The 26,178-nt window shown below is 62.8% G+C and carries 24 protein-coding genes; 11 read left to right on the top strand and 13 right to left on the bottom strand.

Translation table 11 applies throughout. The features are described 5' to 3' along the window. Positions 1-79: 79 nt before the first annotated feature. Positions 80-982 (bottom strand): DMT family transporter, encoded by a 903-nt coding sequence (locus R3F72_RS04215; protein WP_179208833.1) that lies wholly within the window; start codon positions 980-982, stop codon positions 80-82. Positions 983-1,074: 92 nt separating this feature from the next. Between R3F72_RS04215 and R3F72_RS04210 the strand changes: the two genes are divergently transcribed. The 5 genes from R3F72_RS04210 (at position 1,075) to R3F72_RS04190 (ending at position 4,892) form a co-directional block, all read left to right on the top strand. Further along, positions 1,075-1,989, top strand: coding sequence for a LysR substrate-binding domain-containing protein (locus R3F72_RS04210; RefSeq protein WP_303856061.1), 915 nt, complete (start codon positions 1,075-1,077; stop codon positions 1,987-1,989). Positions 1,990-2,070: 81 nt separating this feature from the next. Further along, entirely contained in the window at positions 2,071-2,670 is a 600-nt protein-coding gene (locus R3F72_RS04205) for a TetR/AcrR family transcriptional regulator (protein ID WP_087718202.1), read from the top strand. A gap of 103 nt (positions 2,671-2,773) precedes the next feature. Continuing rightward, positions 2,774-3,808, top strand: coding sequence for an NADP-dependent oxidoreductase (locus tag R3F72_RS04200; protein WP_087718203.1), 1,035 nt, complete (start codon positions 2,774-2,776; stop codon positions 3,806-3,808). Between the two features lie 105 nt (positions 3,809-3,913). Beyond that, entirely contained in the window at positions 3,914-4,600 is a 687-nt protein-coding gene (locus R3F72_RS04195; RefSeq protein WP_087718204.1) for a type 1 glutamine amidotransferase domain-containing protein, read from the top strand. A gap of 4 nt (positions 4,601-4,604) precedes the next feature. Further along, positions 4,605-4,892 carry a DUF1330 domain-containing protein gene (locus R3F72_RS04190; RefSeq protein ID WP_075562974.1) on the top strand — a complete coding sequence of 96 codons (288 nt, stop codon included), beginning with the start codon at positions 4,605-4,607 and terminating at the stop codon, positions 4,890-4,892. Between the two features lie 152 nt (positions 4,893-5,044). Here the strand turns inward: R3F72_RS04190 and R3F72_RS04185 are convergent, their stop codons facing one another. The 3 genes from R3F72_RS04185 to R3F72_RS04175 all read right to left on the bottom strand — a co-directional run bounded on the left by R3F72_RS04185 (position 5,045) and on the right by R3F72_RS04175 (position 8,776). Beyond that, positions 5,045-6,757, bottom strand: a complete 1,713-nt coding sequence (locus R3F72_RS04185) for a thiamine pyrophosphate-dependent enzyme (protein ID WP_087718205.1) — start codon at positions 6,755-6,757, stop codon at positions 5,045-5,047. A 176-nt stretch (positions 6,758-6,933) separates the two neighbouring features. Continuing rightward, complete coding sequence (locus R3F72_RS04180) at positions 6,934-8,349, bottom strand: amidase (protein ID WP_332778980.1); 1,416 nt, start codon at positions 8,347-8,349, stop codon at positions 6,934-6,936. 103 nt (positions 8,350-8,452) lie between these two features. Next, positions 8,453-8,776 carry a YrhK family protein gene (locus R3F72_RS04175; RefSeq protein WP_322527962.1) on the bottom strand — a complete coding sequence of 108 codons (324 nt, stop codon included), beginning with the start codon at positions 8,774-8,776 and terminating at the stop codon, positions 8,453-8,455. 173 nt (positions 8,777-8,949) lie between these two features. Between R3F72_RS04175 and zwf the strand changes: the two genes are divergently transcribed. Further along, positions 8,950-10,551 carry a glucose-6-phosphate dehydrogenase gene (gene zwf / locus R3F72_RS04170; RefSeq protein WP_332778979.1) on the top strand — a complete coding sequence of 534 codons (1,602 nt, stop codon included), beginning with the start codon at positions 8,950-8,952 and terminating at the stop codon, positions 10,549-10,551. A gap of 51 nt (positions 10,552-10,602) precedes the next feature. Here the strand turns inward: zwf and R3F72_RS04165 are convergent, their stop codons facing one another. From R3F72_RS04165 to doeA, 7 genes are all read right to left on the bottom strand, one after another. Further along, on the bottom strand, positions 10,603-11,550 hold the full coding sequence (locus R3F72_RS04165; protein ID WP_332778978.1) for a cyclodeaminase: 948 nt from the start codon (positions 11,548-11,550) through the stop codon (positions 10,603-10,605). Positions 11,551-11,728: 178 nt separating this feature from the next. Next, positions 11,729-12,715, bottom strand: coding sequence for a hydroxyectoine utilization dehydratase EutB (gene eutB / locus R3F72_RS04160; RefSeq protein WP_332778977.1), 987 nt, complete (start codon positions 12,713-12,715; stop codon positions 11,729-11,731). 121 nt (positions 12,716-12,836) lie between these two features. Then, a complete protein-coding gene (locus R3F72_RS04155) occupies positions 12,837-14,237 on the bottom strand; it encodes an aminotransferase (RefSeq protein WP_303854566.1) in 1,401 nt (466 codons plus the stop codon). A 342-nt stretch (positions 14,238-14,579) separates the two neighbouring features. Further along, positions 14,580-16,043 carry an NAD-dependent succinate-semialdehyde dehydrogenase gene (locus R3F72_RS04150; RefSeq protein ID WP_332778976.1) on the bottom strand — a complete coding sequence of 488 codons (1,464 nt, stop codon included), beginning with the start codon at positions 16,041-16,043 and terminating at the stop codon, positions 14,580-14,582. A gap of 256 nt (positions 16,044-16,299) precedes the next feature. Then, entirely contained in the window at positions 16,300-16,782 is a 483-nt protein-coding gene (locus R3F72_RS04145) for an Lrp/AsnC family transcriptional regulator (RefSeq protein ID WP_332778975.1), read from the bottom strand. Between the two features lie 120 nt (positions 16,783-16,902). Continuing rightward, entirely contained in the window at positions 16,903-17,970 is a 1,068-nt protein-coding gene (gene doeB, locus R3F72_RS04140; RefSeq protein ID WP_332778974.1) for a N(2)-acetyl-L-2,4-diaminobutanoate deacetylase DoeB, read from the bottom strand. 204 nt (positions 17,971-18,174) lie between these two features. Continuing rightward, entirely contained in the window at positions 18,175-19,374 is a 1,200-nt protein-coding gene (doeA, locus tag R3F72_RS04135) for an ectoine hydrolase DoeA (protein ID WP_332778973.1), read from the bottom strand. Between the two features lie 196 nt (positions 19,375-19,570). On the opposite strand from doeA, the gene ehuR reads away from it, so the two are divergent. The 3 genes from ehuR to R3F72_RS04120 all read left to right on the top strand — a co-directional run bounded on the left by ehuR (position 19,571) and on the right by R3F72_RS04120 (position 22,345). Further along, positions 19,571-20,977 (top strand): MocR-like ectoine utilization transcription factor EhuR, encoded by a 1,407-nt coding sequence (ehuR, locus tag R3F72_RS04130; RefSeq protein ID WP_332778972.1) that lies wholly within the window; start codon positions 19,571-19,573, stop codon positions 20,975-20,977. An 80-nt stretch (positions 20,978-21,057) separates the two neighbouring features. Next, positions 21,058-21,999: a 2-hydroxyacid dehydrogenase gene (locus R3F72_RS04125; protein WP_303854561.1), complete on the top strand. Its 942-nt coding sequence runs from the start codon at positions 21,058-21,060 to the stop codon at positions 21,997-21,999. A 130-nt stretch (positions 22,000-22,129) separates the two neighbouring features. Next, positions 22,130-22,345 carry a hypothetical protein gene (locus R3F72_RS04120; RefSeq protein ID WP_087718220.1) on the top strand — a complete coding sequence of 72 codons (216 nt, stop codon included), beginning with the start codon at positions 22,130-22,132 and terminating at the stop codon, positions 22,343-22,345. 80 nt (positions 22,346-22,425) lie between these two features. Here the strand turns inward: R3F72_RS04120 and R3F72_RS04115 are convergent, their stop codons facing one another. Further along, entirely contained in the window at positions 22,426-23,172 is a 747-nt protein-coding gene (locus R3F72_RS04115; protein ID WP_087718225.1) for an HIRAN domain-containing protein, read from the bottom strand. Between the two features lies 1 nt (position 23,173). Beyond that, complete coding sequence (locus R3F72_RS04110; RefSeq protein ID WP_256961087.1) at positions 23,174-24,184, bottom strand: hypothetical protein; 1,011 nt, start codon at positions 24,182-24,184, stop codon at positions 23,174-23,176. A gap of 165 nt (positions 24,185-24,349) precedes the next feature. Between R3F72_RS04110 and R3F72_RS04105 the strand changes: the two genes are divergently transcribed. Together R3F72_RS04105 and R3F72_RS04100 are read left to right on the top strand one after the other, a co-directional pair. Next, positions 24,350-25,081, top strand: coding sequence for a hypothetical protein (locus tag R3F72_RS04105; protein ID WP_087718227.1), 732 nt, complete (start codon positions 24,350-24,352; stop codon positions 25,079-25,081). A gap of 133 nt (positions 25,082-25,214) precedes the next feature. Then, the gene (locus R3F72_RS04100) at positions 25,215-26,144 is read left to right on the top strand and encodes a lysine exporter LysO family protein (RefSeq protein WP_332778971.1); all 930 of its coding nucleotides are present in this window, start codon (positions 25,215-25,217) and stop codon (positions 26,142-26,144) included. The last annotated feature ends 34 nt before the right edge of the window (positions 26,145-26,178 follow it).

The raw sequence follows: 26,178 nt of genomic DNA, 5'->3' as shown, positions 1-26,178 counted from the left end.
CTATCAACCCCGTTGTTACCAACTCAAGTGTAATCCACTTAGCTTGAGGTCGAGCGCTTGCCACGCCCGATCATGGCTTTTATCGACGAATCGCCAGCCATCCCGCCATCAGGACAATCGCCATGCCCACCAGCGTTGGCCCATCGGGAATCTCATCGAACAACCAGATTCCCCACCCTATGGCGAATAGCAGATAGGCGTAATCGAACGCCCCCACCAGCGACGAAGGCGCAAGCTGATAGGCTCGGGCAACCGCGGTATTGACGCTCACCATGAGTAACGCGTAGAGCAGGATCAGCAGACACGGCACCGTATCGAGTCGCTGCCAGCCACGGGTGAGAAACCCGGATAACGCCTCAGACACGAGGACAGTCACGGTGACACTGCCGACCACACCCGCCAGCAGGAAAGCGACATTGAGCCCGAGGGCCAACAGCCACGGAGACACGTCGCGGCAGCGCGTTCGCGTCACAACCATCGCCCCGGCATAGCAGAGCGCCGCCAGTAACGGAAGCAACATGGCTGGCGAGAACAGCGCCCCACCGGGACGCAGCACGGTCAACACGCCAGCGAAACCGAGCCACAGTGCGGCCCAGCGTCGCCCCGTCAACGGCTCGCCCGTCAGCGCGGCCAGCATCGCGATAAACAGCGGCGTGGTGTAGATTCCAACGGCGGCAATGCTCAGTGGAATCCAGGGCAGCGCGGCATAAAACGCAATCCACATTGCCAGCAGCAGCAGGCTCCGCAACGCGATCCAGCCCCAGCTATCGAGGCACCGAGGAAGATTGCCGCTCTGACATCGCCAGCCCATCAGCAGTATCGGCAACGAGATCGAGGGCGCAATTACCAACAGTTGCCAAAGTGAGAGGCTGTCGCTGAGATACTTGACCAACGCGTCTGCCAGGGCGAGGAGGAAAACCGCGCCGACGATCAGCAGAATGCCGCGGCGAGGGTTATCTTCGAACGTGGAAGGTGCTTTCATGGCGGTTCCTGTCGGTGGCAACCGCCAGAGCGTGCCCCACCGACCGCCGCCGTCACCAGCGATGGTGGCGTCACTATCCATGAGCCAGGGTTATGTTTCCGCTGAACCGTTCGCTGCCGCCCCTCGCCACCCTGCTCCCGTTCGAAGCCGCCGCCCGATGGGAAAGCTTCACTCGCGCTGCCGAAGAGCTCGGCCTGACTCAGGCGGCCATCAGCCGCCAAGTGCGATCGCTGGAAAAGGATCTTGGCGCGACCCTGTTCGAGCGCAGAAACCGCGGCGTCTTCCTGACGCCGGCCGGACGCGAACTGGCCAACGTCATCACCGATGGATTGTCCCGGATCGCACAGCAGGCCGACGATCTCCGCGGCGGCGAGCGCGCGCCCCGAGTGATTCTATTCTGTCAACTCTGCGAAGCGTTCTACTGGCTGATGCCCCGGTTGGCGACGTTCAATCAGCGCCACCCCGACATCGATCTGAAGCTGGTGACATCGACCCGACCGATGACCGAGCAACGCGACCCGTTCGATATCGCCCTGCAGACGCATGGCAGACCTAGTGGCAACCACACGCTGGCATTTATCGCCGCGGATACGATCTATCCCGTCTGCAGTCCCGATCATTCGGCCGCGCGGAACGCGCCAATCTCGCTGGAATCGTTGGCGGGCGAGGAGCTGCTTCATCATCGCGCAGAACCGCCCGACTGGATGGAGTGGAGCGGCTGGTTCACGGCCATGGGCCAGGAGGTCTCGCCACCGCTGCCGGGGAAAGTGTTCGACAGCTATCCGCTGATGCTGCAGGCGACACTGGCCGGGCACGGTATCGCACTGGGATGGCGGCGCACGACCGAGCGTTTGATCGACGCTGGAGAGCTGATAAGACCCGTCGAGGAAGCTCTCATTCAACCCGAGGCGATCGCCGTCTATACCCACCGAGAGGCGATGGATCGCTACGCGTGTCGGGTGCTGCTCGACTGGCTGGCAGAAACACTGAACGATACACCCAGCTAGCGACGACTCCACCCGCCCGTCATGGCGACCTCTGATTAACGAGCACTAGACGACCGGTCTATTCAAGGCTAGAGTGGACGCATGAACAGCTCACTAGCCACCCGCGACGTCAAGACGCAGATCCTGGATATCGCTCAGTCCACCATGGGGAGCCGAGGGTTTTCCGCGGTCGGGCTGAATGAAATTCTCAAGGCGGCCCAGGTACCCAAAGGCTCTTTCTACCACTACTTCGAGTCGAAAGAGGCGTTTGGTGTCGCACTGCTGGAACGTTACTTCAGCCGCTATCTGGCCGAACTTGATGAGTTGCTCGCCACTCGCGACGAGAGTTCCTCCGTCTCAAGGCTGATGCGTTACTGGCAACGCTGGGTGGACACCCAGACCGGGCACGACCTGCAAAGCCGTTGTCTGGTGGTCAAGCTGGGTGCCGAGGTCAGCGATCTTTCCGATTCGATGCGCCAGGTACTGGAAAACGGCACGGATCGAATCATCGAACGCCTGACCCGCGAGCTGACCCGCGCCCGGCAGAATGGAGAAATCACCGCCGATGACGATGACGGAGAGCTGGCCGCCTCGCTGTATCAGATGTGGCTAGGGGCCAGCATGTTGGCTAAGGTGACCCAGGACGATAGACCGTTGCAGTCGGCATTGAGCACGACACGACGCTTGCTCGGCCGTCACTGAATCGAGAGTGAATCCAGGGCCGATGATTTGGCCCTTTTATTTACCTTGGGACTAGACGGCTGGTCTAATCGAATCAGATTCATTGAAGTGAAAGGAGTACATCATGACGCAGAATCATACGATCAACCGACAGTGGGTACTGGCCTCGCGCCCCCACGGCGAGCCGCGTCAGGATAACTTCCGCCTGGAAGAGACCGAGATTCCCGCCGCCACGGAAGGCACGGTCTTGCTGCGCACGGTCTATCTCTCGCTCGACCCCTACATGCGGGGCCGCATGAGCGACGCACCCTCTTATGCCCCGCCCGCGAAGATCGATCAGGTCATGGTGGGCGGCACCGTCAGCCGCGTCGTCGAATCTCGACATGCCGATTTCCAGCCAGGCGATTGGGTGCTGGGCTACAGCGGCTGGCAGGACTACGCCCTGTCGGACGGCACGGCCCTGACCAACCTGGGACAGCAGCCCGAGAATCCTTCCTACGCTCTTGGCGTCATGGGCATGCCGGGCTTTACCGCCTACATGGGGCTGACGGATATCGGCAAACCCAAGGCGGGTGAGACCCTGGTGGTCGCTGCCGCTACCGGCCCTGTCGGTGCGACGGTTGGACAGATCGGCAAGATCAAGGGCATGCGGGTCGTCGGTATTGCCGGCGGTGACGAAAAGTGCCGCTATGTGGTCGAGACACTGGGCTTCGATGCCTGTATCGACCACCGAGCCGACGACTTCGAAGCCCAGCTCGAGGCCGCCTGCGATGCCGGCATCGACGTCTACTACGAAAACGTGGGTGGCAAGGTCTTCGATGCGGTCCTGCCGCTGCTGAATACCAGCGCTCGGATACCGGTCTGCGGGGTGGTCGCTCAGTACAACGCGACGGATCTACCGGAGGGGCCGGACCGCCTGCCACTGCTGCTGGATACCATTCTCAAAAAGCGTCTCACCGTGCGCGGCTTCATCATCTTCGATGACTACGGTCACCGCTTCGACGAGTTCTTCAACGAGATGTCGGGCTGGATCGAGGAAGGTCGCATTCACTATCGCGAAGAGATCAAGGAAGGCCTGGAAAATGCCCCCAAGGCGTTCAGCGGTCTGCTGAAGGGTGAGAACTTCGGCAAACTCGTCATCCAGGTCGGCGAGCGCTGATCCCATGTCGCTCGATCTCGTCCCCCTCGATCTCGTCCTCCTCGACTTCGAAGCACCGGATCCCGCGGTCATCGATTGCGTAACCACCACAAAGGCATTCATCCCATGAAAGTATTAATGGTACTGACATCACACGATCAACTTGGCGACACCGGTGAGAAAACCGGCTTCTGGCTCGAAGAGCTGGCAGCGCCTTATGTCGTCTTCCAGGACGCCGGCGCCGATATCACGCTGGCCTCGCCCAAGGGGGGTCAGCCCCCGCTGGACCCTAAAAGCGACGACCCGACGGCGGATACCGAAGAGGTCAAACGTTTCCGCGCTGACGCGGAGGCCATCAAGGCACTTGCCAGCACCCACGTGCTGGCAGATATCGATAGCGACGATTTCGACGCAGTCTTCTACCCTGGCGGCCACGGCCCGCTGTGGGACCTGGCCGAAGACAAGGCATCCATTGCGCTGATCGAACGTACCCTGCGGACCGGCCGTCCCGCGGCGCTCGTTTGCCATGCGCCTGGCGTACTGCGTCACGTGAAGGACGCTGACGGCGCGCCGATCGTGAAGGGTAAAAAGGTCACCGGCTTTTCCAACAGCGAGGAAGAGGCTGTCGGCTTGACAGACGTGGTGCCGTTTCTGGTCGAGGACGTGCTCAAGTCACAGGGTGGCGACTACAGCAAAGGCGCTGACTGGTCCTCTTACGTTCTGACCGACGACCTGCTGATTACCGGCCAGAACCCGGGCTCCTCCGCCGAAACCGCGAAGGCCCTGCTGAAACGACTCAACGAAAAGGGGTAGTTCAATGAGCACTTACGTGATCTTCATCAAGGACGCCACCCTCGATAGCGAGGAGATGGCGATCTACGCCGACAAGGCCAGCAAGGCAAGGGGGGAGGTCCCTCCCAAGCCCCTGGCATTCTATGGCGATATCACCACCCTAGAGGGCCCAGAAGCCGAGGGTGCCGTGGTGCTGGAGTTTCCCGACCGCCAGGCCGCGCTGGCGTGGTATGAAAGCCCGGCCTATCAGGAGGCCAAGCAGCATCGGCTCAAAGGCGCCGACTATCGTGTCATGATGGTGGAAGGGGTTTAACGGCTAGCGGTTGCCGGTAGAAATTCCAGTGCAAAGGGGGCGGCAAGTGATAATGCCGCCCCCTTTATTGTGCAGCCTCTCCGGTATGGACCGACAACCTCCGGCCGTCATCGATGCCACCGCCAGCTCGGCAGAAAAAACCGCCGGATCGTCTACCTCCAGAAGTTGCTCTTCACCAGATCGACCACATCGCTCATGCGGCCGTTGAGCACGGCCTTGCCCGAATAGAGCGCGGTGGACGTTACCTGCCCCGGTTCGATCTTGGGCGGCATCACCAGCTCCATGCGGTTGACCTTGACGTCGAGAATCGCCGGGCCGGGATGGGCCAGCCACTCGGCGATGGCGTGCTTGAGCTCGTGTTCCTGCTCGACCCGCCGCCCCCACAGGCCGATCGACTGCGCCAGCAGCCCGAAATCGGGGTTGTCGAGGTCGGTGTAGCTGTCCAGCAGACCGTCGACTTTCTGCTCCAGCTCGACGAAACCCAGCGAGCTATTGTTGAAGACGACGATCTTGAGCGGAATCTTCTCCTGCTTCAGGGTCAGCAGGTCGCCCATCAGCATGGTCATGCCACCGTCGCCGCACATCGCGATGACCTGACGCTCGGGGAATGCCTTCTGAATGCCGATCGCCTGCGGATAGGCGTTGGCCATGGTGCCGTGAACGAGGCTCGACAGCGTGCGGCGCTTTCCGTTGGCGCGGATGTGACGCAGCATCCAGACCATCGGGCTGCCGCCATCGGCGGTAAAGAAGGCGTCGTCGTGGGCGGCTTCGTCCAGCGCCAGCGTCAGTTCCTGGGGATGGATCAGGCCGTCGTCGTCGGACTCGTGAGCGTCGCGCGCCAGCGCCTTGTGGTAGCTCTTGCGGCAGCGCTCCAGCCAGGACGTGTCGCTCTGCTCGTCGACGATCTGGGCCAGCGCGGCACAGGTATCGCGCACGCTGCCGAGCAGTCCGATGTCGACCGGGTGACGTTTGCCGATCTGCTGCGGATCGATATCGACCTGAATGATCGTCGCCTTCTCGGGATAGAATTGCGTCCAGGCGAAGTTGCAGCCGAGCAGCAGCAAAGTATCGCATTCCGCCACGGCGTGGTAACCCCCGGCCAGGCCGAAAACCCCGGTCATGCCGACCTCGAAGGGATTGTCCGGTTCGATGAAATCCTTGGCCCGTGAAGTCCACGCTACCGGCGCGTTGAGCTTGGCCGCCAGCACCATCACCTCGTTACGCGCGTGCTCGCAGCCGGAGCCGGCGAAAATCGAGATCTTGCCGCCGGCGTTGAGCGCCTTGATCGCCGGCACCAGCTCCTCGGCGCTCGGCCGGGTGATCGGGTTGAATCGATGGGCGCGATACGGCAGATCCTGGCTCGGCTTCTGGGTGAACAGATCGCCGTGCACGATCAGCACCGCCACGCCGTTCTTCGACAACGCCGCCTGTGCTGCCAACGCTGTCATCCTACGCGCCTGGTCGGGGTTGATGATCGTCTCGCAGAAGACGCTGTACTGATCGTAGATCGGCTTGGGGTCGACATCCTGCGGGAAGCCGATGCCGGTATCGGCGGTGCCGACCTGAGAAGCGATCAACACCACCGGCGAACCGCTGCGATGGGCTTCGAACAGCCCGTTGACGAAGTGCAGCGTGCCCGGACCGCAGGTGCCGGCGCACAGCGCCAGCTCCCGGGTCATGTAGGCTTCGCCACCGGCGGCGAAACCGCCGACCTCCTCGTGGCGGACATGCACCCATTCGAGATCGCTGCGCCGGATCGCGTCGGTAAAATGATTGATGGTGTCGCCAACCACGCCATAGCAGCGCTTGGCGCCCGCCTCGGCAAGCGTTTCGACAATGATTTCAGCGACATTCTGATGGCTCATGATGCGACTCCTTTCGCGGACGACTAACTCGCGCGGACGGCGAACTCGTCGAAACGAGGAAGCTTCGGCCGTCGCGGGCCCGATGAACTGGGCGATGAAAGACGAATTGCCAGGCGCCATGCTGCGTGCATGACGCCTCATCCAAGCGTAGTCGGCAATCAGCGCCTCGCTCGAACTCAGGCCATTTCGGAAGGATCGGGCACCCGCGGGAACCGCGGCGGATGCGCTTTCATGTAGGCGTGACAGGCCCGCAGCACTCGGACGTCATCGTGCTTGCCGCCGGCGAGCTGGAACCCGACCGGCAGGCCGGATTCGGTGAATCCGCAGGGAACGGACGCTGCCGGCTGCTGGCTCAGATTGAATGGATAGGAGAACGGCGCCCACTCTTCCCAGTCGCGCATGCCGCTGCCGGGCGGGACTTCGTGACCCGCCTCGAACGGCTCGATCGGTACGGTCGGCGTCATCAACAGATGATAATCCTGATTGAAGCGCTCCAGGCCCTCGGTGAAATTGGCTCGGCGACCCAGCGCCTGGAACAGGTCGAGCGCGCTCCACTGCTGCGCGGTACGCGCATTGGCAACGAGGCCCGGATCGAGCTGTTCGCGCTGCCGGTCGCTGCATTTCGACCAGAAATCCAGCGACGCGGTAAACCAGAGCTTCTGGAAGATATCGATCGGCGACTCGAACCCCGGGTGAATCTCCTCGATCTCGGCGCCAAGCTGCTCGAGATTGCGAGCCGCTTCGCGCACGCGAGCGGCGACCTGGTCATCGACCTCGGCATAGCCCAAGGTCGGCGAGTAGGCGATGCGCAGCCCGCGCAGATCCTTGCCGAGATCGGCCCCCCAATCCTTCGGCTGGCCCCGCGTGGCGTAAGGGTCACGATAGTCGTAGCGCCCGATCACGTTGAGCATGCGCACCGCGTCGTCGACGCTGCGAGTCAACGGGCCGATATGAGAGAGCGAAGGTTCTGTCGCCGGCGGCCATTGCGGGGTCCAGCCGTAGGTGGGCTTGAAGCCGAAGACGCCGGTGAACGCGGCGGGAATGCGGATCGAGCCGCCGGAGTCGCCCCCCTGATGCAGCACGCCCATGTTGAGCGCGGCAGCGGCAGCGGCCCCGCCGGAGGAGCCGCCCGGCGTCAGGCGCGTATCCCAGGGATTGTAGCTCGCACCGAACACCCGGTTGTCGGTCACCGCTTTCCAGCCGAACTCCGGCGTGTTGGTCTTGCCGAGAATCACCGCCCCGGCTTCGCGGAGCATGCGGGCCGGCGGGCAGTCTTCCTCGCAGAGCGATTCCGATGTGGTCAGCGAGCCGCCACGCGCCGGCATGCCGGCCACCTCGGCCAGATCCTTCATCGAGACGGGAATGCCGTCGATGGCGCTCAGCGGCTTGCCCTGCCCCCAGCGCCTGGCAGAAGCCTTGGCCGCCTTCTCGGCCCCCTCGCGGTCGACATGAACGTAGGCGTTCACGGCGTCGTTGAAGCGGTCGATACGGTCGAGCGCCGCCCGCGTCGCCTCCAGCGGCGAAGCCTCGCCGGTTCGATAGAGCTGCTCGAGTTTTCCAGCGTCCAGATTGCCAAGGTCGGTGTCGCTCACGATTCCTCCACGTCCTGTGGTACGAGTTTCATGTCGCCAAGGTTAGTCGGCGTCCTGAAAGACGCGCAACGTCGCTACCGGAAGGATGACGACTTTCAGCACGTCAGAAATCGTGCTCGGCCTCGGATGGAGAGGGCGATGCGGCGTTCATGCGCTGCAGATGCAGGCGCCGAAGCAGGCGAATGACCGGACGAATCAACATCTCGATACTGCCGATCACGAACAGCCAGGTACCGGCATAAGTCAGGGAGTCGTAGAAGAAGAAAATGCTGCCGATCACGAACCAGATACCGATCAGAATATCGTTGACGATGCTCACGACTTCATAGCGCTGGCGAATGACCAGCTCATCCCGGCCGAAGTGAAGAGTCAGTGGTTCATTGGTGCTGTTTGAATGGGCGTCACGCTGTCGTGTCCTCTCGTTCATGTCACTTTCGCTCCCTTCGAGATTGATCACGACATTCTGGTCCAGCCCACCGTGCTCCGCAAAGGCAGCGCCCGGCTCGAAGCGGATTCACTGGCTCCCGTGCGGATTGTCTTCCATGATGAAGTCGAACGAGACGACCTGCTCCGGCAACCGACATGAAGAGGTGAAAGTCCGTGTCCCATTCGATGCAAGCGCAGTACGAGCAGACGCCAGCGGCCGACAACACCACGATGTTCGTCTTCGGTGCCGGCGGCGATCTGGTGAAACGGCTGCTGATTCCTTCGCTCTACAATCTGGACCGGGATCAGCTGATCGATCCCAACATGCGGATCGTCGGCGTCGATCTCGCCGAGCATGACGACGCGGGATTTCGCGCCCATCTCAAGCAGTTCATCGTCGACAAGGCTGCCGATCACCACTCGGAAGGCCGCGGCAGCGCACTGGACGAATCACGCTGGCGCGAATTCGAGCAGCGGCTCCATTATCTGCAGGGCGACTTCACCGACGAGTCGATTTACCGCCGGATCGAAGACACGATTGCGGCATCCGACAGCGGCAATGCGATCTTCTATTGCGCGACCGCATCCCGCTTCTTTGGCGAGATCGCCAGGCAACTGGGCCAGGCCGGATTACTGACGGAGCAAGACGGAAACTATCGCCGGGTCATCGTCGAAAAGCCGTTCGGCCATGATCTCGAGTCAGCCCGGGCATTGAATGCCGAATTGCTCAAGGTCATGCGGGAAGACCAGATCTACCGGATCGACCATTTCCTCGGCAAGGAGACGGTTCAGAACATCCTCGTCGCCCGTTTCGCCAACGTGCTGTTCGAGCCGTTCTGGAACAACCACTACATCGACCACATCCAGATCACCGCCGCGGAAACGGTCGGCGTCGAGGAGCGGGCCGCCTTCTACGACAAGGCCGGGGCCATGCGCGACATGGTGCCCAATCACCTGTTCCAGCTGCTCGCCATGGTCGCCATCGAACCCCCGGCCGCGTTCGGCGCGGATGCCCTGCGCAGCGAGAAATCGAAGGTGCTGGGTGCCATTCGCCCCTGGACGACGGAGGAAGCCGCCCACAACTCGGCGCGCGGACGCTACGAGGCGGGCACGCTCGGCGACCGCCAGGTGCCCGGCTACCTCGAGGAGAAAGACGTCGACGCCGACAGCCAGACGGAAACGTTCGTCGCCATGAAAGTGATGGTCGACAACTGGCGCTGGATCGGCGTGCCGTTCTATCTGCGTACCGGCAAGCGCATGAGCGCGCGGGACACCGAGATCGCGATCTGCTTCAAGCCGGCGCCCTACGCGCAGTTCCGCAACACCGACGTGGAGCGGATGGCTTCCAACTGGCTGATCATCCAGATCCAGCCCAACGAAGGCATGTGGTTCGACTTCCAGGCCAAGCGGCCCGGTCCCGAGCTCGAGATGGACACCGTCAAGATGGGCTTTGGCTACAAGGACTTCTTCGACCTGCCGGCGGTCACCGGCTACGAGACGTTGATCTACGACTGCCTGACCGGCGACCAGATGCTGTTCCAGCGCGCCGACACCATCGAGAACGGCTGGCGCGCCGTGCAGCCGTTCCTGGAAGCCTGGTCCCGAGAATCGGGGAGCGGAGAACCGGGCATCGAAGGTTATGCCGCCGGCACCGACGGCCCCAGCGGCGCCCATGAATTGATCCAGCGCGACGGCCGCCTGTGGCACAAGGTCGGCGAGCCCACCGGCCCTGGCGTGGCACCGGTGCCGAAGCGTGGCGAGAAGTCGCCTTCATGAGACTCCGCGCTCGGCGAAACCGCCGAGCGCTTCACACGTCTTTCGAGCGCCTCAGGAAACCAGTCGGCCCAGCGCGAATCCGGCGATGGCGGTGTCCTGCACGCCGGTACCGGTGAGATCGCAGATGGTGATCTGCGAATCTGTCGTGCGCAGGCTCTTGCCGGACGCGATCACCTTGCCCAGTTCGTTGACGGTGAACGGCGGCTGGTGGCCGGCGTAGGCCTTGAGTTCACCGTTGTTCTCGCTCTGGGCGCGGGTATCGGCGACGAAATGATCGGCCCGCTCCATGACGGAGGTATCCAGCTCACGCTTCTCCGGGCTGTCGGAGCCCATAGCGGTGACGTGAACGCCCTCACGCAGATGCTCTCCGGAGAGTAACGGCTCGCGCGACGGCGTGGTGGTGACGATGATGTCCGCCTCGCGGCAGGCGTCGGCGATCTCGGTATGCACCGCCACGGTCAGCCCGTACGCTTCCTGCATCCGCGCCGCATAGGCTTCAGCCTTCTTCACGTCCCGCGCCCAGACATCGAGCGTGTCGAAGTCTCGTACCAGCTTGAGCGCGGCAACCTGGAGTTCCGCCTGCAATCCGGCACCCAGCACGGTGACGCGCTTGCTGTCGGCGCGGGAAAGATGCTTGGCGGCGATGGCGCCGGCCAGCGCGGTGCGAATATCGGTGAGATAGCCTTCGTCGAACAGCACCGCCTCGACCAGTCCGGTCTTCGCCGAGAACACGATCATCAACCCATTGAGGCTCGGCAGACCCAGTTTCGGGTTGTCGAAGAAGCCGGGGCTGACCTTGATCGCGAAGCGCTCATTGCCCTTGATGTGCGCGGTCTTGACGTCGACCTCGCCGTTGGCCTCCTCGATCGCCATCGACAGGATCGGCGGCTGGACGACATTGCCCTCGCCCAGCGCGCGAAAGCCGGCTTCGACCGCCTCGAGCGCGTCGCGATCAAGGCTGACGACATCCTGAATCTGTTCGCGGTTATAGAGTTCCATATTCAATCCTTTTAACCCGTTCAATAGCTATGGTTAAGACTGAGCGAGTCTGAAAAGTCGGCGAGCGAAGGCCAGACAAGGCAAAAATTAGCGCGAAGACGGAATTTACGGGTTGTAAATGAGTACTTTAAGCTAATTTTTTACGCCGTATGGCCGAGCGCAGGCAGTTTTCAGTCGCTCAGCGCGCCGGATAGTCGATCAGCGTCTTCGCCCGCATCAACGTATCCGCGTCCACGCCATTGCCCGAGACGATCAGCGCCACCTTTTCGCCACGGATATCGATGGCGTGCTCTTCGATGGCGGCGAGCCCGACCACCGCGGCGCCTTCCACCAGCATCTTCTCCTGCTCGAAGAAATGAAGCATGGCGCGGGCGATGGCCGCTTCCGAGACCTGGTGGTGATCGTCCATCACCTCGCGGACCAGCTCGAAGGTGCAGCGGTTGTCGAGACCGATCCCGCCGCCCAGCGAATCCGCCAGCGATGCCTCTTCCTCGACCTCGACGGGCTTGCCGGCGGCCAGGCTTTCGATCATTGCCGCACCCTCGAGCATGCTCACGCCGGTGACTCGTACCTTCGGATTGACGCCCTTCACCGCGCGGCCGATGCCACCCAGCAGGCCGCCGCCGGAAAGCCCGATCAGCACCCGGTCGAGTTCGGGAAGGTCTTCCATCAGTTCGAGCCCGATGGTGCCCTGGCCGGCCGCGATCAGCGGATCGTCGAAGGGTTCGATCAGCGCCATGCCTTCTTCGCTCACCAGCCGCCGTGCCTCGACGAAGGCATCGTCCTGAGAGCGGCCAATCACGCGGGCTTCGGCGCCCAGCGCCTCGATGGCCGCCACCTTGTTGGCCGGCACCAGCTCGGAGACGCAGATGATCGCGCGGGCACCGAGGCGCTTTGCGGCCCACGCCACCGCGCGGCCGTGATTGCCGGTGGATGCCGTGGTCACGCCACGCTCGAGCTGCTCGGGCGACAGCGACGCGATCTTGTTGAGCGCGCCCCTGAGCTTGAACGCCCCGCTCGGCTGCAGCGTCTCGAGCTTGAGATAGACCTCGGTATCGAATCTCGCCGACAGGCTCTGGGAGAGAATCAGCGGCGTGCGCATTGCCTGGCCGGCGATGCGGCTTCGGGCCAGGTAGATGTCATGAAGCGTGACGGGGTCGGACATCGTTGGGGAATCCCGGTTGGTAAGGCAAGTGCGGCAGAGTGGATCTCTCCACCCTGCCGCAGGCTTGTTGTGTCATCAAGACGATATGGCTATGGCAAGACAATGTGACGACGGTTGCGACTTAGCCCTTGAGATCACCACTACGCGTCAGCTCATCGGTCACCTTGTCGATGGCACGCTTGGCGCGGGCGATCACTTCGTCGACCTGGCCGCGGTCGATCACCAGCGGCGGCGCGAAGCCGAGGATGTCGCCGTTGGGCATGGCGCGAGCGATCAGGTTCTCCTCGAGCGCTGCGGCGGCAACGCGCGCGCCGACCTTGAGCGACGGCTCGAACGGCGTGTACTCGCCTTTGGTGGGCGCGAATTCCAGCGCGGCCATCAACCCCTCGCCGCGGACGTCGCCGACCAGCGGATGCTCGCCGAAGGTCTTCTTGAGCTGGGCGTTGAAGTAGGCGCCGGTTTCGGCGGCGTTGCCCACCAGGTTCTCGCGCTCGATGATGTCCAGGTTGGCCATGGCGGCGGCGGCACCCAGCGGGTGGCCGGAGTAGGTCCAGCCGTGGCCGATGGGGCCATATTCGCCGGTGCCGTCTTCCAGCGCTTTCCACACCCGTTCACCGACGATGACGCCGGAAAGCGGCTGGTAGGCGCTGGTCAGCCCCTTGGCGATGGTCACCAGATCCGGCTGGATGCCGTAGTGCTGGAAGCCGAATTCGCTGCCCAGGCGGCCGAAGCCACTGACCACTTCATCGCAGATCAGCAGGATATCGTGGCGCTTGAGCACGGCCTGGATCTCGTCCCAGTAGCCTTCCGGCGGCGGGATGATGCCGCCGGTTCCCAGAACCGGCTCGCCGATGAAGGCGCCGATGGTGTCCGGCCCTTCGCGCTGGATCATCGCTTCGAGCTGTTCGGCGCAGTAGGCGGAGAATTCGCGCTCGCTCATGTCGCCACGCTCACGCCGATAGTAGTAAGGCGCCTTGGTATGCAGCACGCCGTCGATCGGCAGATCGAAATGCTGGTGGAACGCCGGCAGGCCGGTGAGCGAACCGGCAGCGATGCTGGAGCCGTGATAGCCACGCTGGCGCGCGATGATCTTTTTCTTCTTCGGCTGGCCGATGACGTTGTGGTAGTAGCGCACCAGCTTGATCTGGGTCTCGTTGGCGTCGCTGCCGGAGAGGCCGTAGTAGACCTTGTTCAGACCGTTGCCGGCGAGCTTGGCAATGCGCTCGGAGAGCGCGATCAGCGGCTCGTTGGAGTGGCCGACATAGGTGTGGTAGTACGCCAGCTCCTTGGCCTGGGCATAGATCGCCTCAGCGATCTCGGTGCGCCCGTAGCCGATATTGACGCAGTAGAGCCCGGCGAAGGCGTCGATCATCTCGCGGCCATCGCGATCGACGATGGAGATTCCCTTGCCACCGGTGATGACGCGCCCCGGCGCATCGCCTTGGGCGTAATCGCGCAGATGGGTGGACGCATGGAAAACGTGGCGGCGATCGTTTTCGATCAGGGCACGAGTATCGGTCATAACCTTTCCTTAACCAGAATGAAACGCCGCCATCTGTCCGGACGGCGTTTCAGGGGCGGGCGCAGCGATCGGAGCGATCCTTGTGTAATACCCGCTTGTAGAATGTTATCTCTGGACCGGCCAGTGGCGTCCAGCCGGTCATTGTCCACGTCAGCGACGCGCGGGCGCGACACCGTCAGGGCACCGCGCCGCCGTTCACGAGACAGCGCGTAAGCGCTAGGCGAGCGGACGAAGCGCAAGGCGCACGACACGCAGGAGCCGGAGCCTATGGGTTATAGGTGAGGACTCCGAGTATCGGGCAACGCGGCGATTCGCTCGCGCAGTCAGCGATTCCGCGCTGGCTCAAGAAGAGCTGGCCGACGGCATATTGCCCAGACAGTAATACTTCGTATCGAGATACTCATCGAGCCCCGCGGCGCCGCCCTCGCGACCGAGGCCGGACTGCTTGACGCCGCCGAACGGGATCGGCGCGCCGGTCATCTTGACGCTGTTGACGCTGACCATGCCGTACTCGAGCCCGCGCATCAGCTTCCAGATTCGACGCACGTCGTGGGTGTAGACGTAGGCGGCGAGCCCGTACTCGGTATCGTTGGCGAGTTGAATGACTTCGTCGTCGTCATCGAACGCACAGACACCCGCGACCGGCGAGAAGGTCTCCTCGCGGAACACGCGCATCTCCGGCGTGATATCGGCCAGCAGCGTCGGCATGAAGAAGTTCTCGCCGGGCGCCTGGCCTTCTCCGCCCAGCTGGCGCGCGCCCTTGCTGATGCCGTCTTCGACGAATCCCTTGGCCATATCGACCGCGCGCTTGTGAATCAGCGGGCCGATGTCGCTCTCTTCGAGACCGTTGCCGACCTTCAGTGCCTCCATGTGCGCCACGAACCGCTCGACGAAGGCATCGTAGATGCCACGCTGAACGAAGATACGGTTGGCGGCGAGGCAATCCTGGCCGGCGGTCTGGAACTTGGCGGCGACCGCTTCCTTCGCCGCGGCGTCCGGGTCCATGTCGTCACAGACGATAAACGGTGCGTTGCCGCCCAGTTCCAGCGACATACGCTTGACGCTGGAAGAACTCTGCCGCATCAGCAGCTTGCCGACGCGGGTCGAGCCGGTGAACGAGATGTTGCGGATGCGGTTGTCGTTGCACAGCACTTCGGACACGGTCGCCGGATCGCCGGTAACGACGTTGAACACGCCCGCCGGAATGCCCGCCCGCTCGGCCAGCTCGGCCAGTGCCAGCGCGGAATATGGCGTCTCGTTGGCCGGCTTGACGACCACCGTGCAGCCCGCCGCCAGCGCGGCACCGGCCTTGCGGGTGATCATCGCCAGCGGAAAGTTCCAGGGCGTGAACATCGCCGAGACGCCCACCGGCTCCTTGATCGTGCCCAATGCGGCGTTGGGGATATGGCTCGGGATGGTCACGCCATAGGCGCGCTTGGCCTCCTCGGCGAACCACTGGATGAAGCTGGCGCCGTAGTCGACCTCGCCACGGGAATCGTCGAGCGGCTTGCCCTGCTCGTAGGTCATCAGCAGCGCCAAGTCTTCCTTGTGTTCGTGCAGCAGGCGGTACCAGGCGTTGAGCTTCTCGGCCCGCTCGTGGACATTGATCGCCCGCCACTCGGCGAAGGCGTTCTCGGCCGCCGTCACCGTGTCGGTGATCTGTGCCGCTTCGAGCAGGGCGCAATGGCCCAGGGTTTCTCCGGTGGCGGGATCGACGACCGCTTCCTCGCGGCCCTCGCTACCATGGGTCCATTTACCATCGACATAGGCATACTGGCGGAAAAGCCGGGGATCGTTGAGTTTCATATCGCCTCCTGCTTGGCTCTGGACAAAAAAGGCTGTCGGCGGTGGGGCAGAACAAGTGGCCTATCCTGCGAGTACGATCATGGTACCGACTCGGCGAGAGGGAATTTTCTTGTCTCGACCGCTTTGCGCCACGCTTTCTTTCGAAAGCCCGGCCAGGAGTTGCGGTTTTTTTGGCGGGGGAGTTTCGGTTTTTTTTGGCGGGATATAGGCAAGAACCAATGAGCCCGGCCAAGGCCGGGCTCATTGTCATCCGATTTCAGACAAGCGATTCATTTGACCCCGATAATACCGGCGGCCCTTCGCGCTTGACCGTCTTGGTGACGATGTAGGTGAAGTAGCGCTCGATACCCAGATCGGAGACGAGCCAGGCATCGATCAGGCGCTGATAGGCGTCGATACTGTCGGCGGCGATCTTGACCAGATAGTCGACCCCGCCGCCCACCGCGACGCATTCGGCCACGGCGTCGGTATCCGCCACCATGCGCTCGAAGCGGGCGAAGCTTTCGGCGTTGTGCTGCTTGAGCTCGATCTGCACCCACACTGGCGTGCGCTTGACGATGGCGTCGGGATTGATGCGGGCGCTGTAGCCCTCGATAATCCCGGCTTTCTCCAGCCGCTTGACCCGCTCCCAGCACGGGCTGACGGAAAGGCTGATCGCCTCCGCCAGCCGCGACTTGGTGATGCGGCCGTCGCGACTGAGAATCTCGAGGATTTTGAAATCGTAGCGATCAAGCTTCATACCAGACACCATCCAAACTGATTACGCTCGGCCATACATCGTTGAGCGCTGTTTCAAAATGCTCATTTACCCCTCGTAAACTCCGCTCTTTCAACAGCGCTCGCCTCGTCTGACCTTCGCTCATTGGCGTTTGGTCTGGGTCTGGTTCTGAGCACGCTCCAGTGATTCGACCACTTCGGCCACCACGGCAATGGTATCGCCCATCCCGACCTTGGCCGGGAACCGCCGGGCGATGAGGATGCCGTCGCGCTGGGCGCGGTATTCGACCGGCGCGGCGCCGGTGCGCGTCATGTCGTAGACCCGGGCGATCACTTCGCCCTTCTCGACCGTATCACCCAGGGACACCGTCAGTTCCAGCAGGCCGGAATGCTCGCTCTGCACGTAGCAGCTGGCATCCGGCATATCGACGTAGATCATCGGCTCCGCCGGCTTCTCGATCTCACCCGCGATCAAACCCGTTTTTAGCAAACCATAGTGAACCAGAAAGTTGCGCACCCCGCGCTCGGTCACGGCCAGGCTGGCCGGCGTCGAGGTGCCGCCGCCACCCAGCTCGGTGGTGACGAAGGTCTTGCCCTGAGACTCCACCGCCGTGTCATAGAGTTTGGTGGCGTCGAGTTCGAACATCATCATCGCGTAGGGCGCACCGAAGGCGACCGCACCGGCCAGGCTCGCGTTCTCCTGGGCGAGATCGTCGAGCCGGTGGGCGGCGGCAAACGGCACGATATCCAGCGTGCGGCCGCCGGAGTGCAGGTCCAGCGCCACGTCGCACATCGGCACCAGAACCCGATTGAAGTAGTCGGCGATCTGTGAGGTGACGCCGCCGTTGGGATCGCCGGGGAAGCTGCGATTGAGGTTGCCGCCATCCAGCGGCGAGGTCCGCTTGCCCGCTTCCGCCGCCGGCGTGTTCATCATCGGCACGATGATCACGCGACCGCGCACGTCCTTCGCCTCGAGCGTGCTGGCGAGCTTGAGCAGCGAGGTGATGCCTTCGTACTCGTCGCCGTGGTTGCCGCCGGTCAGCAGCGCCGTCGGGCCTTCGCCGTTGGCGACCACGGTGATCGGGATCATCACCGCGCCCCAGGCCGACTCGTCGACCGAGATCGGCAGCTTGAGAAAACCGTGCTGAACGCCCTGGGCATCGAAGTCGACGGTGGCGCTGATCGGGCTGGGACGCAGGGTTGCGGACATGCGAACTCTCCTCAATGAAGCGGATGACGCGCCCTGGCGGATCGCTGCAGGCGCGTCATTGAAAGGTAGCAAAATAGCCGGGCGAGCCGGATTCGTGGCGGGCTCCAGGCCCGCTGTTTGGCCTTGTTCCACGATCGACTTTCACGAACGATCGACTTTCACGGACGCCCGGCACGTTCTTGTTTGACGAACAGCTGACGCGTCTTACTTGACGAACAGCTGGCGCGGAAAATTGCACAGCGGCTCGGCACCGTTCTCGGTGATCAGGATGCTTTCGGTGATCTCGAGCCCCCAGTCGTCCATCCACATGCCAGGCATGAAGTGGAAGGTCATGCCGGGTTCGAGGATCGTCTCGTCGGAGGGACGCAGACTCATGGTGCGCTCGCCCCAATCCGGCGGATAGCTGATCCCGATCGGATAACCGCAGCGCGCGCCGCCCCGGTCGAAGCCGTACTTGTCCATCGCCGCGCCCAGCGCCAGCGCGATATCGGCGCATCGGTTGCCGGGCTTGGCCACCGCCAGGCCGTTGTCGATCCCTTCGAGCAGGGCCGATTCACCGCGTATGAAGTCCTGCGGAGGTTTGCCGAGGAAGACGGTTCGCGACAGCGGCGCGTGGTAGCGCTTGTAGCAGCCGGCGATCTCGAAGAACGTCCCTTCGCCCTTGCGAAACGGGGTGTCGTCCCAGGTCAGGTGCGGCGCGGCGGCGTCGCTGCCGGTCGGCAGCAGCGGCACGATCGCCGGATAATCGCCGCCGTGGACCTTGCCGTGCTCGTCGGTCCAGCCCTCGGTGCCGACCCGGTAGATCTCGGAAACCAGCTTGCTCTTGGCAAGGCCGGGCTCGATCATCTCGATGATGCGCGTATGCATGCACTCGACGATTCGCGCCGCCGTGCGCATGTAGGCGATCTCCTGCGGCGACTTGATCGCACGGCACCAGTTGACCAGCGCCGTGGCGTCGACCAGCTGGGCATGCGGCAACTCCTTGAGCAGGCTGGTATAGGCCTTGCCCGAGAAGTAGTAGTTGTCCATCTCCAGCCCGACATTGCCGGTATGCCAGCCATACTCCGGCAGCACGGACTGGGCCAGATATTCCATCGGATGCATGTCCGGGTTCTGGACGTAGTAATCCGGGTAGTAGCGCACGCGTTCGGCGTCCATCCAGCAGGTGCGCCAGGCGCCGTTGGCATCCTGACGTCGCCCGTACCAGACCGGCTCGCCTTCCAGGCCCACCAGCACACACTGATGCACATAGAACGACCAACCGTCGTAACCCGTCAGCCATCCCATGTTGGAGGGATCGCTGACGACGAGAACATCGATTCCGCGGCTCGCCATGGAAACGCGCACTTTGTGCAAACGACTGGCGTACTCTTCACGCGAGAAAGGTAAAGAAACCTGAAACATGGAGCCACTCGACTAACGGGACCAAATTGTAGGGACATCGGCGGTCGAGGGGATCGTGCCGGGTGTCCTGCCGCTTGCCGACCGGGTGTGAAATTGTCATGATTTAACTATCAACATTCATGACAATTATCGGTCAATGCATCGAGGACGATAGTAGCATCGTCGCTCAGCGTGCCGTCAAAGGCTTTATTGCATCATGACAATCGATCTGACGCCCTTCCTCGGCGGCCACGGCCCCAAATATCTTTCCATCGCCCGCGCCCTCGCCGAAGCGGTCCGCCACGGCGTGCTCTCTCCCGGTATGCGCCTGCCCACGCACCGCGAGCTCGCCGAGACGCTGGGCGTCAGCGTGCAGACGGTTTCCCGCGCTTACGAACAGGCCGAGAAGAGCGGCCTCGTCCAGGCCCGGGTCGGCAGCGGCACCTGGATTCGCGACGCCGAAGGTGATTCCGAAAACGAGTACCTGCGCGCCCCGGCGGCCGTCACCGATGCCGCGCCCATCGACCTGTCGATTGCCCATCCGGTCTGCCCGCCTTCCCACCATCGGCGCTTTCGCGATGCGCTGGCGGAACTCGCCGAAACCGCCCACGCCGACGTGATCGGCGCCTGCCGACCGATCGCCGGCCTGCAGCATCAGCGCGAGCGCGCCAACACCTGGCTCAAGGAGCGACTCGGCGTGCCCGGCGAGACCGACGACCGGCTGCTCTGCAACGGCGCGGCCCATGGCCTGATGCTGGCGATCGCCACGGTCGTCCAGCATGGCGATGTCGTGCTGACGGAGACACTGACCGACCACGGCCTGATCGCGCTGGCGCGCACGCTGGGCTTCCAGCTTCACGGCGTGGCGATCGACGAGCAGGGCGTCATCCCCGAAGCGCTGGAGGCGGCCATCGTGAAATTCCGCCCGCGCGCCGCCTGCCTGACGCCGACCCAGCTCAATCCCACTGGCGCGACCATGGAAAACGCCCGTCGCGACGCCGTGGCCGAGATCCTGCAGCGTCACGACGTCTGGCTGATCGAGGACGACGTTCATGCACTGCTGGAACCGCCGGGCCTCAAGTCCCTGACCGCCCGCCTGCCCCAGCAGGGCTTTCACGTCACCAGTCTGACCAAGTCGACCGTGCCCGGGCTGCGCGCCGGCTATCTCACCGTGCCGCGCGGCCAGATGCATCACACCCTGCCGCGCCTGCGCGCCACCAGCTGGATGGCGACCCCGCTGATTTTCGAACTGGCGGATTACTGGCTGGCCAGCGGCATGGTCGACACGCTCGCCCACGAGCAGCGCCAGTTGCTGGCGGAACGGCAGGCGCTGGCCGCACGCAAGCTGGCGGGCCATGCCATCGAATCGCGCCCCAGCAGCCTGCATGTCTGGCTGACGCTGCCGGAGCCGTGGCGCGCCGAGGAACTGCAGCAGCAGGCGCGCCAGGAAGGCGTCGCCATCACCACAGCCCAGCCGTTTCTGGTCGAGCAGTCCGCCATGCCGCGGCGCGTGCGCATCAGCCTGGGAGCCGAACCGGATCTGTCGCGCCTGGCCAGCGGTCTGGACGTGCTTAGCCAACTGCTGGGCGAAGCGCCGCCGCCGATGCTGGAAATCGCGTACTGAGCTGCGAGCGGCGATTTCTTTCGCCGCCCATAACCTGCGATGATGACCGGCTCCAACAAGACAACGGCGACGGAGCCCAGATGCGAGTCCTGATCTATCACAACGACGCCGAGCAATGGCGCGACATCCTGCTCGAACGCCTGCCGGACGCCGAATTCCACGTCGCGGCGGACAGCGGCAACCCACAGGTGGATTACCTGGTCGCCTGGAAGCCGCCGGCCTCGGTCTTCGACGAGCAGACGGTGCTCAAGGGCGTCGTCAACCTGGGCGCCGGAGTGGACGCCTTGCTGCAGAACCCATCGCTGCCCCGCGAGATCCCCATCGTCAAGCTGCGCGACGCCGGCATGGGCGAACTGATCGGTGACTACACCCGCTACGGCGTGCTGCATTTCCAGCGCGACTTCGACCGCTATCGCCGACAACAGGCGACGAGCGAATGGCGGGAAGTGCCGGTGATCGACAAGCCCGACTGGCCCATCGGCGTGCTGGGCCTCGGCGCGATCGGCACCCGTGTCGCGAAGATGCTCGCCGCCGACGGCTATCCCGTTCACGGCTGGAGCCGCTCGCCCAAACGGATCGACGGGATCAGTTGCCATCACGGCGACGACGGGCTCGATACCCTGCTGCACCAGGTCAAGACGCTGGTTACCCTGCTGCCGGACACGCCCGCGACGCGCCACATCATCAACCGCGACAACCTGGCCAAGCTCCCCGTCGGCGCCAGCCTGATCAACCCCGGTCGCGGCACCCTGATCGACGAGCCCGCCCTGCTCGAAGCACTGGGTTATGGAGAGCGCGATGGAGTGTCCGAAGGTCGCCTGCGCGGCGCGCTGCTGGACGCCTTCCCCAACGAACCGCTGGCAGCGGACAGCCCGCTATGGCGCCACCCCCGCATCCTGATCACCCCGCACATGGCCGGGCCGACGCCGATCGGCGCCGCCGCCGACCAGGTCGCCGACGCGCTGGACGCGATGTCGAAAGGCAAGGCGGTCGAAACCATCGATCCCGAAGCGGGGTATTGAGCGAGACGGGAGCCGGCATCGCCATTTTCGGCCGGGCCACCTGATTTCACCCAAAGACGATGATAGCCTCTGTTTCAGAACGTAAAGTCGGATTTACAACCGGCTGGGCTACTCGTCTGCGAGGGATGCGGTGAACAAGAAGACGCTTACCGAACGCGATATCGGTACCAGGTTCATCACGCCGGCTCTTGAGCCAGCTCCTCCTGAAAATGAACGATATCGCATCGTCAAAAAAGTCGACGGGCTAATGGCCCTCTGCGACCAGCTCAAGGCCCGCTTGGGTGAAGCCGGTGAGCCCCGCACCCGGCTAGCCGAGGCGGTGGTAGCCAACGCCACGAGTCAGTAACCGCCATACAAATTGGCCCTCACGAAAGCGAGGGCCAATCGGGAATGGCAATGAACTAGCTATAAACGGCTGGCGACTGGTTAGGCTTTCAGCCGCTGGGTGGTTTTCGGTATAGCCGACTGATCTCGGGTGACGCTCGTCAATACATAGACGAGGGGGCGGTCATCGGTGCCGTTGATACGAAAAATCATGCCTTCCAGACCCGCACCCTGACCTATCATTCGGTGCAGCAGTTCAAGCTGCCCGCGCGGCACATAACCCAGCTTGTGTCCCTGGGCCTCAATACGGATAGCCAGGCGGTCATAAGTATTGTCAGGCTCGGGAACGAATCGAACTGGCTCGCCTGTCTGAAGCTGAGAAACCGCTATCTGTGTCTCGTGCCGAAAACCGGCCACTTCCAGCAGCATCTCAAAGGCTGCGGGTGCGTTGTCGAAGGGGTGTACCAGCTCGAACCCATCGTTGGGCAATTTTGCGCCTGTGTACCCCAGCAGACCGAAGTCACTGATGTCAGCATCCGGCGGAATGCCGCGCAGTTCGAGATAACGACCGAAGTCTCGCCGACTACGCGGCGGTAAACGCCGCATGAAAGCGTCAAGAACATGATGCCGATGTTCTGCCCGGTTCAGAGGGAATGCTGGATAACCCTGGAATCCCATTTCAATGGCCTCGGCCATATCCTGTTCATCCATGCCGTACTGAAGCCAGACGTCATCGCCATGCTTGACCAACTGGCCCACGCAGTAGCGAGAGCGGTTCTTGCTCTCACGCGCCTGCCAACACAGCAGCAAGCGTTGCGGTTCTACCAGATGTTCGATTAGACGATTCATGTCAGTTCTCCAGAGCCTGAAGCAGGCGCTCTCTCCTCGTTGAGGTCAGTAAAGTAACGAATTCGGCACGTTGCTCGGTCAAAGGATGAGGCATGTCGAAAAGCATCAATTCATGAAGCATCGCTTTCAATGACTCATGACTCCATCCGCGCAGACGTTCTATCAGGACCGGCTTCACAGCCGGATAGCGGCGACAGTAGCGCTCCACGCCTTCGATCAGCGGTAGTCGCGACGGTTCACTTCTGGACCAACGCATCTGGTGCCGCCCCCGGTTCAGATAGGCATCGAGCTCATTGGGGTCGCGCATCATGCGCCCCATCTTCTGCGGCTGCAACTCATGACCAAGGCTGGTGCCATTATCGAAGTATGGTGTGAAACGCCCGGTCGAGCCATTGTCACGCCATATCAATCCCCAATTTTCCTGATGACGGTCCGTATTGCCAATCAGTGCATCGAAGCATAAACACAACCCCCAATATATCTCCCAATCATGAGTGAGCGTGCCAGTGCGTGCCAATGCCCGGCTGAGGGAGAGGATGGTGGATAGATTGTGCTCACGCCCCTTTTCGCGGTCATAACCAGGAATCAAGCGTTGCATATAGTCACCGCCTGGGACGTGGCGCTCCTCTCCGCTATCCGGATAGCCCATGAACCACTCGTTGATCGTGCCAGGCTCGTCTCTCGATGAGTCGATTGCTACGAATACTGGCGGCAGCGTCAGTCCCATGAACCGCCCGATACGAAAAGCGATGACCTCGGCCCAGTACTGGTCAGGATGCCGTGGCTGCCCAGGATTCTTGACGCTTTTGATCGCTTCTTTGAACAGATAGCGATGCCCTGGCAGACAGAAGGTATGAGGGGCAGGATCCGGAGAAATTAGCAACGACTTATCCCGGGCGCCTACTGGGTAAACTTCGTAGTCCCCGTACATCGGCCAGTCCGCGATATCGATAATCTGATCTGGCCCTTGATCAACCCCGTCACGATCTATCAGGCACTTGCTCTCCGTCATTGCATGCTCCATTCCGCCTCTTGCATACAGTAACGCGAATTAACATTACGATGGCATCCACATGAGTCCATTCGCCAATTGAGAAAGCCAATCTGCATCCCGGAACGTCTCACCTCGATCGGCGTCTGATACGGACAGATCACCGATTCGCTTTCAAGGATGTTCATGTCATACCGATTTCTAACGATCAAGACCCTTGCCACGCTGCTGCTGACGGCTGCCAGCTCGCTGGCACTTGCCGCACCGACGCCGTTCACCGCCCATTACCGGCTCGATATCAGCGGCTGGCCGGATGCGACGATCACCCATACGCTGTCGCGCCAGGACGATGTCTCCTCCCCCGGCGAGGTATGGGAGAGCGACATGCGCGCCAGCATCAAGGTCGCCAGCGGCGAGGAACGGGGCCAGTTCCGGCTGGATGGCGGTCGGGTGCAGGCGCTGGACTACACCAGCGCGTATTCGCTGGTCGGCATCGGTGACGACTACCATCTGGACAAGGATCAGTTGCAGGCGTTGCCGGATCGCCAGACTGCTCTGTTCGAGCTGTCGCGCAAGGCGCCTGACGCTCGCTGCGCCAACCCGCAGGTGTCGCCCTGCGAACTCGACTACCAGAACCATAAGGGCAAGACGGAGCGGCTTTTCTATCGCGTGACCGACCGCAGCGATATCGAGACGCCGGCCGGCACGTTTCCCGGCGTTACCGTGGATACCTGGGATCCGGACAAGCGCGACCGCCATATCTACTTCACTTTCCACCGAGAGATACCGGGTCTGCTATTGGAGATGCGCTACGTCAAGAAGGATGAAGCGCGCAGCCACCTGACGTTGACCGATCTGACACTGGATCGGCTGAGCGACGCCGCGGACAACGCCGCAAGAAGCACTGCCGAGCAATAACCGTTCAGCTCTTCTTCCCTCTTTATCCCACATCCTCTAGAGTCTTTAGCCAATCACGGACGCCGATTTATCGGCGTCCGTTTTTTCGTGGCGCGTCATCGCCGATGCGCTACAGGTTCGCTCGGGGGAAATCATGCTGCTGGGTCTGTTGTGGATATTGCTGCCGTTGATCGTGGGCTATCTCATTCCCGTGCGGCGGACAGGAATTCGTCAGGCCATCGATCGCGGCGTCAGTGCCTCGGTCTACGTGATCCTGCTACTGATGGGCATCAGCCTCGGCGGGCTCGAGGATCTGCTTGGCCAGCTGTCGCGCATCGGGACGACCGCGCTGACGCTGTTTCTGGTGATCTCGCCGATCAACCTGCTGGCGCTGGCCTGGCTCTCCCGCCGGCGGCTGGCCCGTCGAAAATCGCAGGCGTACGGTGAAGGCAGCGCGGCCCCCGCCAGCAAGCTGCAGGCGATGCTGGGCTCGTTGCAGCTGGCGGGCGTGGTGCTTCTCGGCGTCTGTCTGGGCGCGGGCGCCCAGCTCCTGGGCTGGCATCTGGCCTCGCTGGCGGAAACGCTGGCGACCTGGGCGCTCTATGCCCTGCTCTTCCTGATCGGCTGCCAGCTGCGCAATTCCGGGCTGGGGCTGCGCCAGATCCTGCTCAACCGGCTGGGGCTGGCCATCGCGATGACGGTGTTCCTGAGTTCGATGCTGGCGGGGCTGATCGCGGCACCGCTGCTGCAATTGCCATGGAATCAGGGCATGGCGATGGCGGCCGGGTTCGGCTGGTATTCGCTGTCGGGGATTCTGATCGGCGACCAGCTCGGGCCGGTGCTCGGCGGCGCGGCCTTCTTCAACGATCTGGCCCGCGAGCTGCTCGCCTTTCTGCTGGTGCCGCTGTTCATTCGGCGCGCCGTGCCGCTGGCGATCGGCTACGCCGGCGCCACTTCCATGGACGTCAGCCTGCCGGTGATCCAGCAGTATGGCGGCATTACCTGCGTGCCGCTGGCGATCGTCAGCGGCTTTCTGCTGTCGCTGCTGTCGCCGCCGCTGATTCTGTTGCTGCTGTCGTTCTGACCCGCGTCGACGCTGTTCTCTACGACCATGGGCT

It is taken from the genome of Salinicola sp. 4072, assembly GCF_036663415.1.
Classification (GTDB): domain Bacteria; phylum Pseudomonadota; class Gammaproteobacteria; order Pseudomonadales; family Halomonadaceae; genus Salinicola; species Salinicola salarius_A.
Note: the sequence above shows the minus strand (reverse complement) of the source record. Positions and strands in the feature narration are given on the sequence as shown.

What these genes read in the sequence shown, in the direction of transcription:
- R3F72_RS04105 (WP_087718227.1), top strand. Translation starts at nt 24,350, where the DNA reads ATGTCATACCGATTTCTAACGATCAAGACCCTTGCCACGCTGCTGCTG.
- R3F72_RS04210 (WP_303856061.1), top strand. Translation starts at nt 1,075, where the DNA reads ATGTTTCCGCTGAACCGTTCGCTGCCGCCCCTCGCCACCCTGCTCCCG.
- R3F72_RS04175 (WP_322527962.1), bottom strand. Translation starts at nt 8,776, where the DNA reads ATGAACGAGAGGACACGACAGCGTGACGCCCATTCAAACAGCACCAAT.
- R3F72_RS04205 (WP_087718202.1), top strand. Translation starts at nt 2,071, where the DNA reads ATGAACAGCTCACTAGCCACCCGCGACGTCAAGACGCAGATCCTGGAT.
- R3F72_RS04185 (WP_087718205.1), bottom strand. Translation starts at nt 6,757, where the DNA reads ATGAGCCATCAGAATGTCGCTGAAATCATTGTCGAAACGCTTGCCGAG.
- eutB (WP_332778977.1), bottom strand. Translation starts at nt 12,715, where the DNA reads ATGTCCGACCCCGTCACGCTTCATGACATCTACCTGGCCCGAAGCCGC.
- doeA (WP_332778973.1), bottom strand. Translation starts at nt 19,374, where the DNA reads ATGTTTCAGGTTTCTTTACCTTTCTCGCGTGAAGAGTACGCCAGTCGT.
- R3F72_RS04190 (WP_075562974.1), top strand. Translation starts at nt 4,605, where the DNA reads ATGAGCACTTACGTGATCTTCATCAAGGACGCCACCCTCGATAGCGAG.
- R3F72_RS04125 (WP_303854561.1), top strand. Translation starts at nt 21,058, where the DNA reads ATGCGAGTCCTGATCTATCACAACGACGCCGAGCAATGGCGCGACATC.
- doeB (WP_332778974.1), bottom strand. Translation starts at nt 17,970, where the DNA reads ATGTCCGCAACCCTGCGTCCCAGCCCGATCAGCGCCACCGTCGACTTC.
- R3F72_RS04215 (WP_179208833.1), bottom strand. Translation starts at nt 982, where the DNA reads ATGAAAGCACCTTCCACGTTCGAAGATAACCCTCGCCGCGGCATTCTG.
- R3F72_RS04150 (WP_332778976.1), bottom strand. Translation starts at nt 16,043, where the DNA reads ATGAAACTCAACGATCCCCGGCTTTTCCGCCAGTATGCCTATGTCGAT.
- R3F72_RS04155 (WP_303854566.1), bottom strand. Translation starts at nt 14,237, where the DNA reads ATGACCGATACTCGTGCCCTGATCGAAAACGATCGCCGCCACGTTTTC.
- R3F72_RS04145 (WP_332778975.1), bottom strand. Translation starts at nt 16,782, where the DNA reads ATGAAGCTTGATCGCTACGATTTCAAAATCCTCGAGATTCTCAGTCGC.
- R3F72_RS04115 (WP_087718225.1), bottom strand. Translation starts at nt 23,172, where the DNA reads ATGAATCGTCTAATCGAACATCTGGTAGAACCGCAACGCTTGCTGCTG.
- R3F72_RS04100 (WP_332778971.1), top strand. Translation starts at nt 25,215, where the DNA reads ATGCTGCTGGGTCTGTTGTGGATATTGCTGCCGTTGATCGTGGGCTAT.
- R3F72_RS04195 (WP_087718204.1), top strand. Translation starts at nt 3,914, where the DNA reads ATGAAAGTATTAATGGTACTGACATCACACGATCAACTTGGCGACACC.
- R3F72_RS04200 (WP_087718203.1), top strand. Translation starts at nt 2,774, where the DNA reads ATGACGCAGAATCATACGATCAACCGACAGTGGGTACTGGCCTCGCGC.
- R3F72_RS04110 (WP_256961087.1), bottom strand. Translation starts at nt 24,184, where the DNA reads ATGACGGAGAGCAAGTGCCTGATAGATCGTGACGGGGTTGATCAAGGG.
- R3F72_RS04165 (WP_332778978.1), bottom strand. Translation starts at nt 11,550, where the DNA reads ATGGAACTCTATAACCGCGAACAGATTCAGGATGTCGTCAGCCTTGAT.
- ehuR (WP_332778972.1), top strand. Translation starts at nt 19,571, where the DNA reads ATGACAATCGATCTGACGCCCTTCCTCGGCGGCCACGGCCCCAAATAT.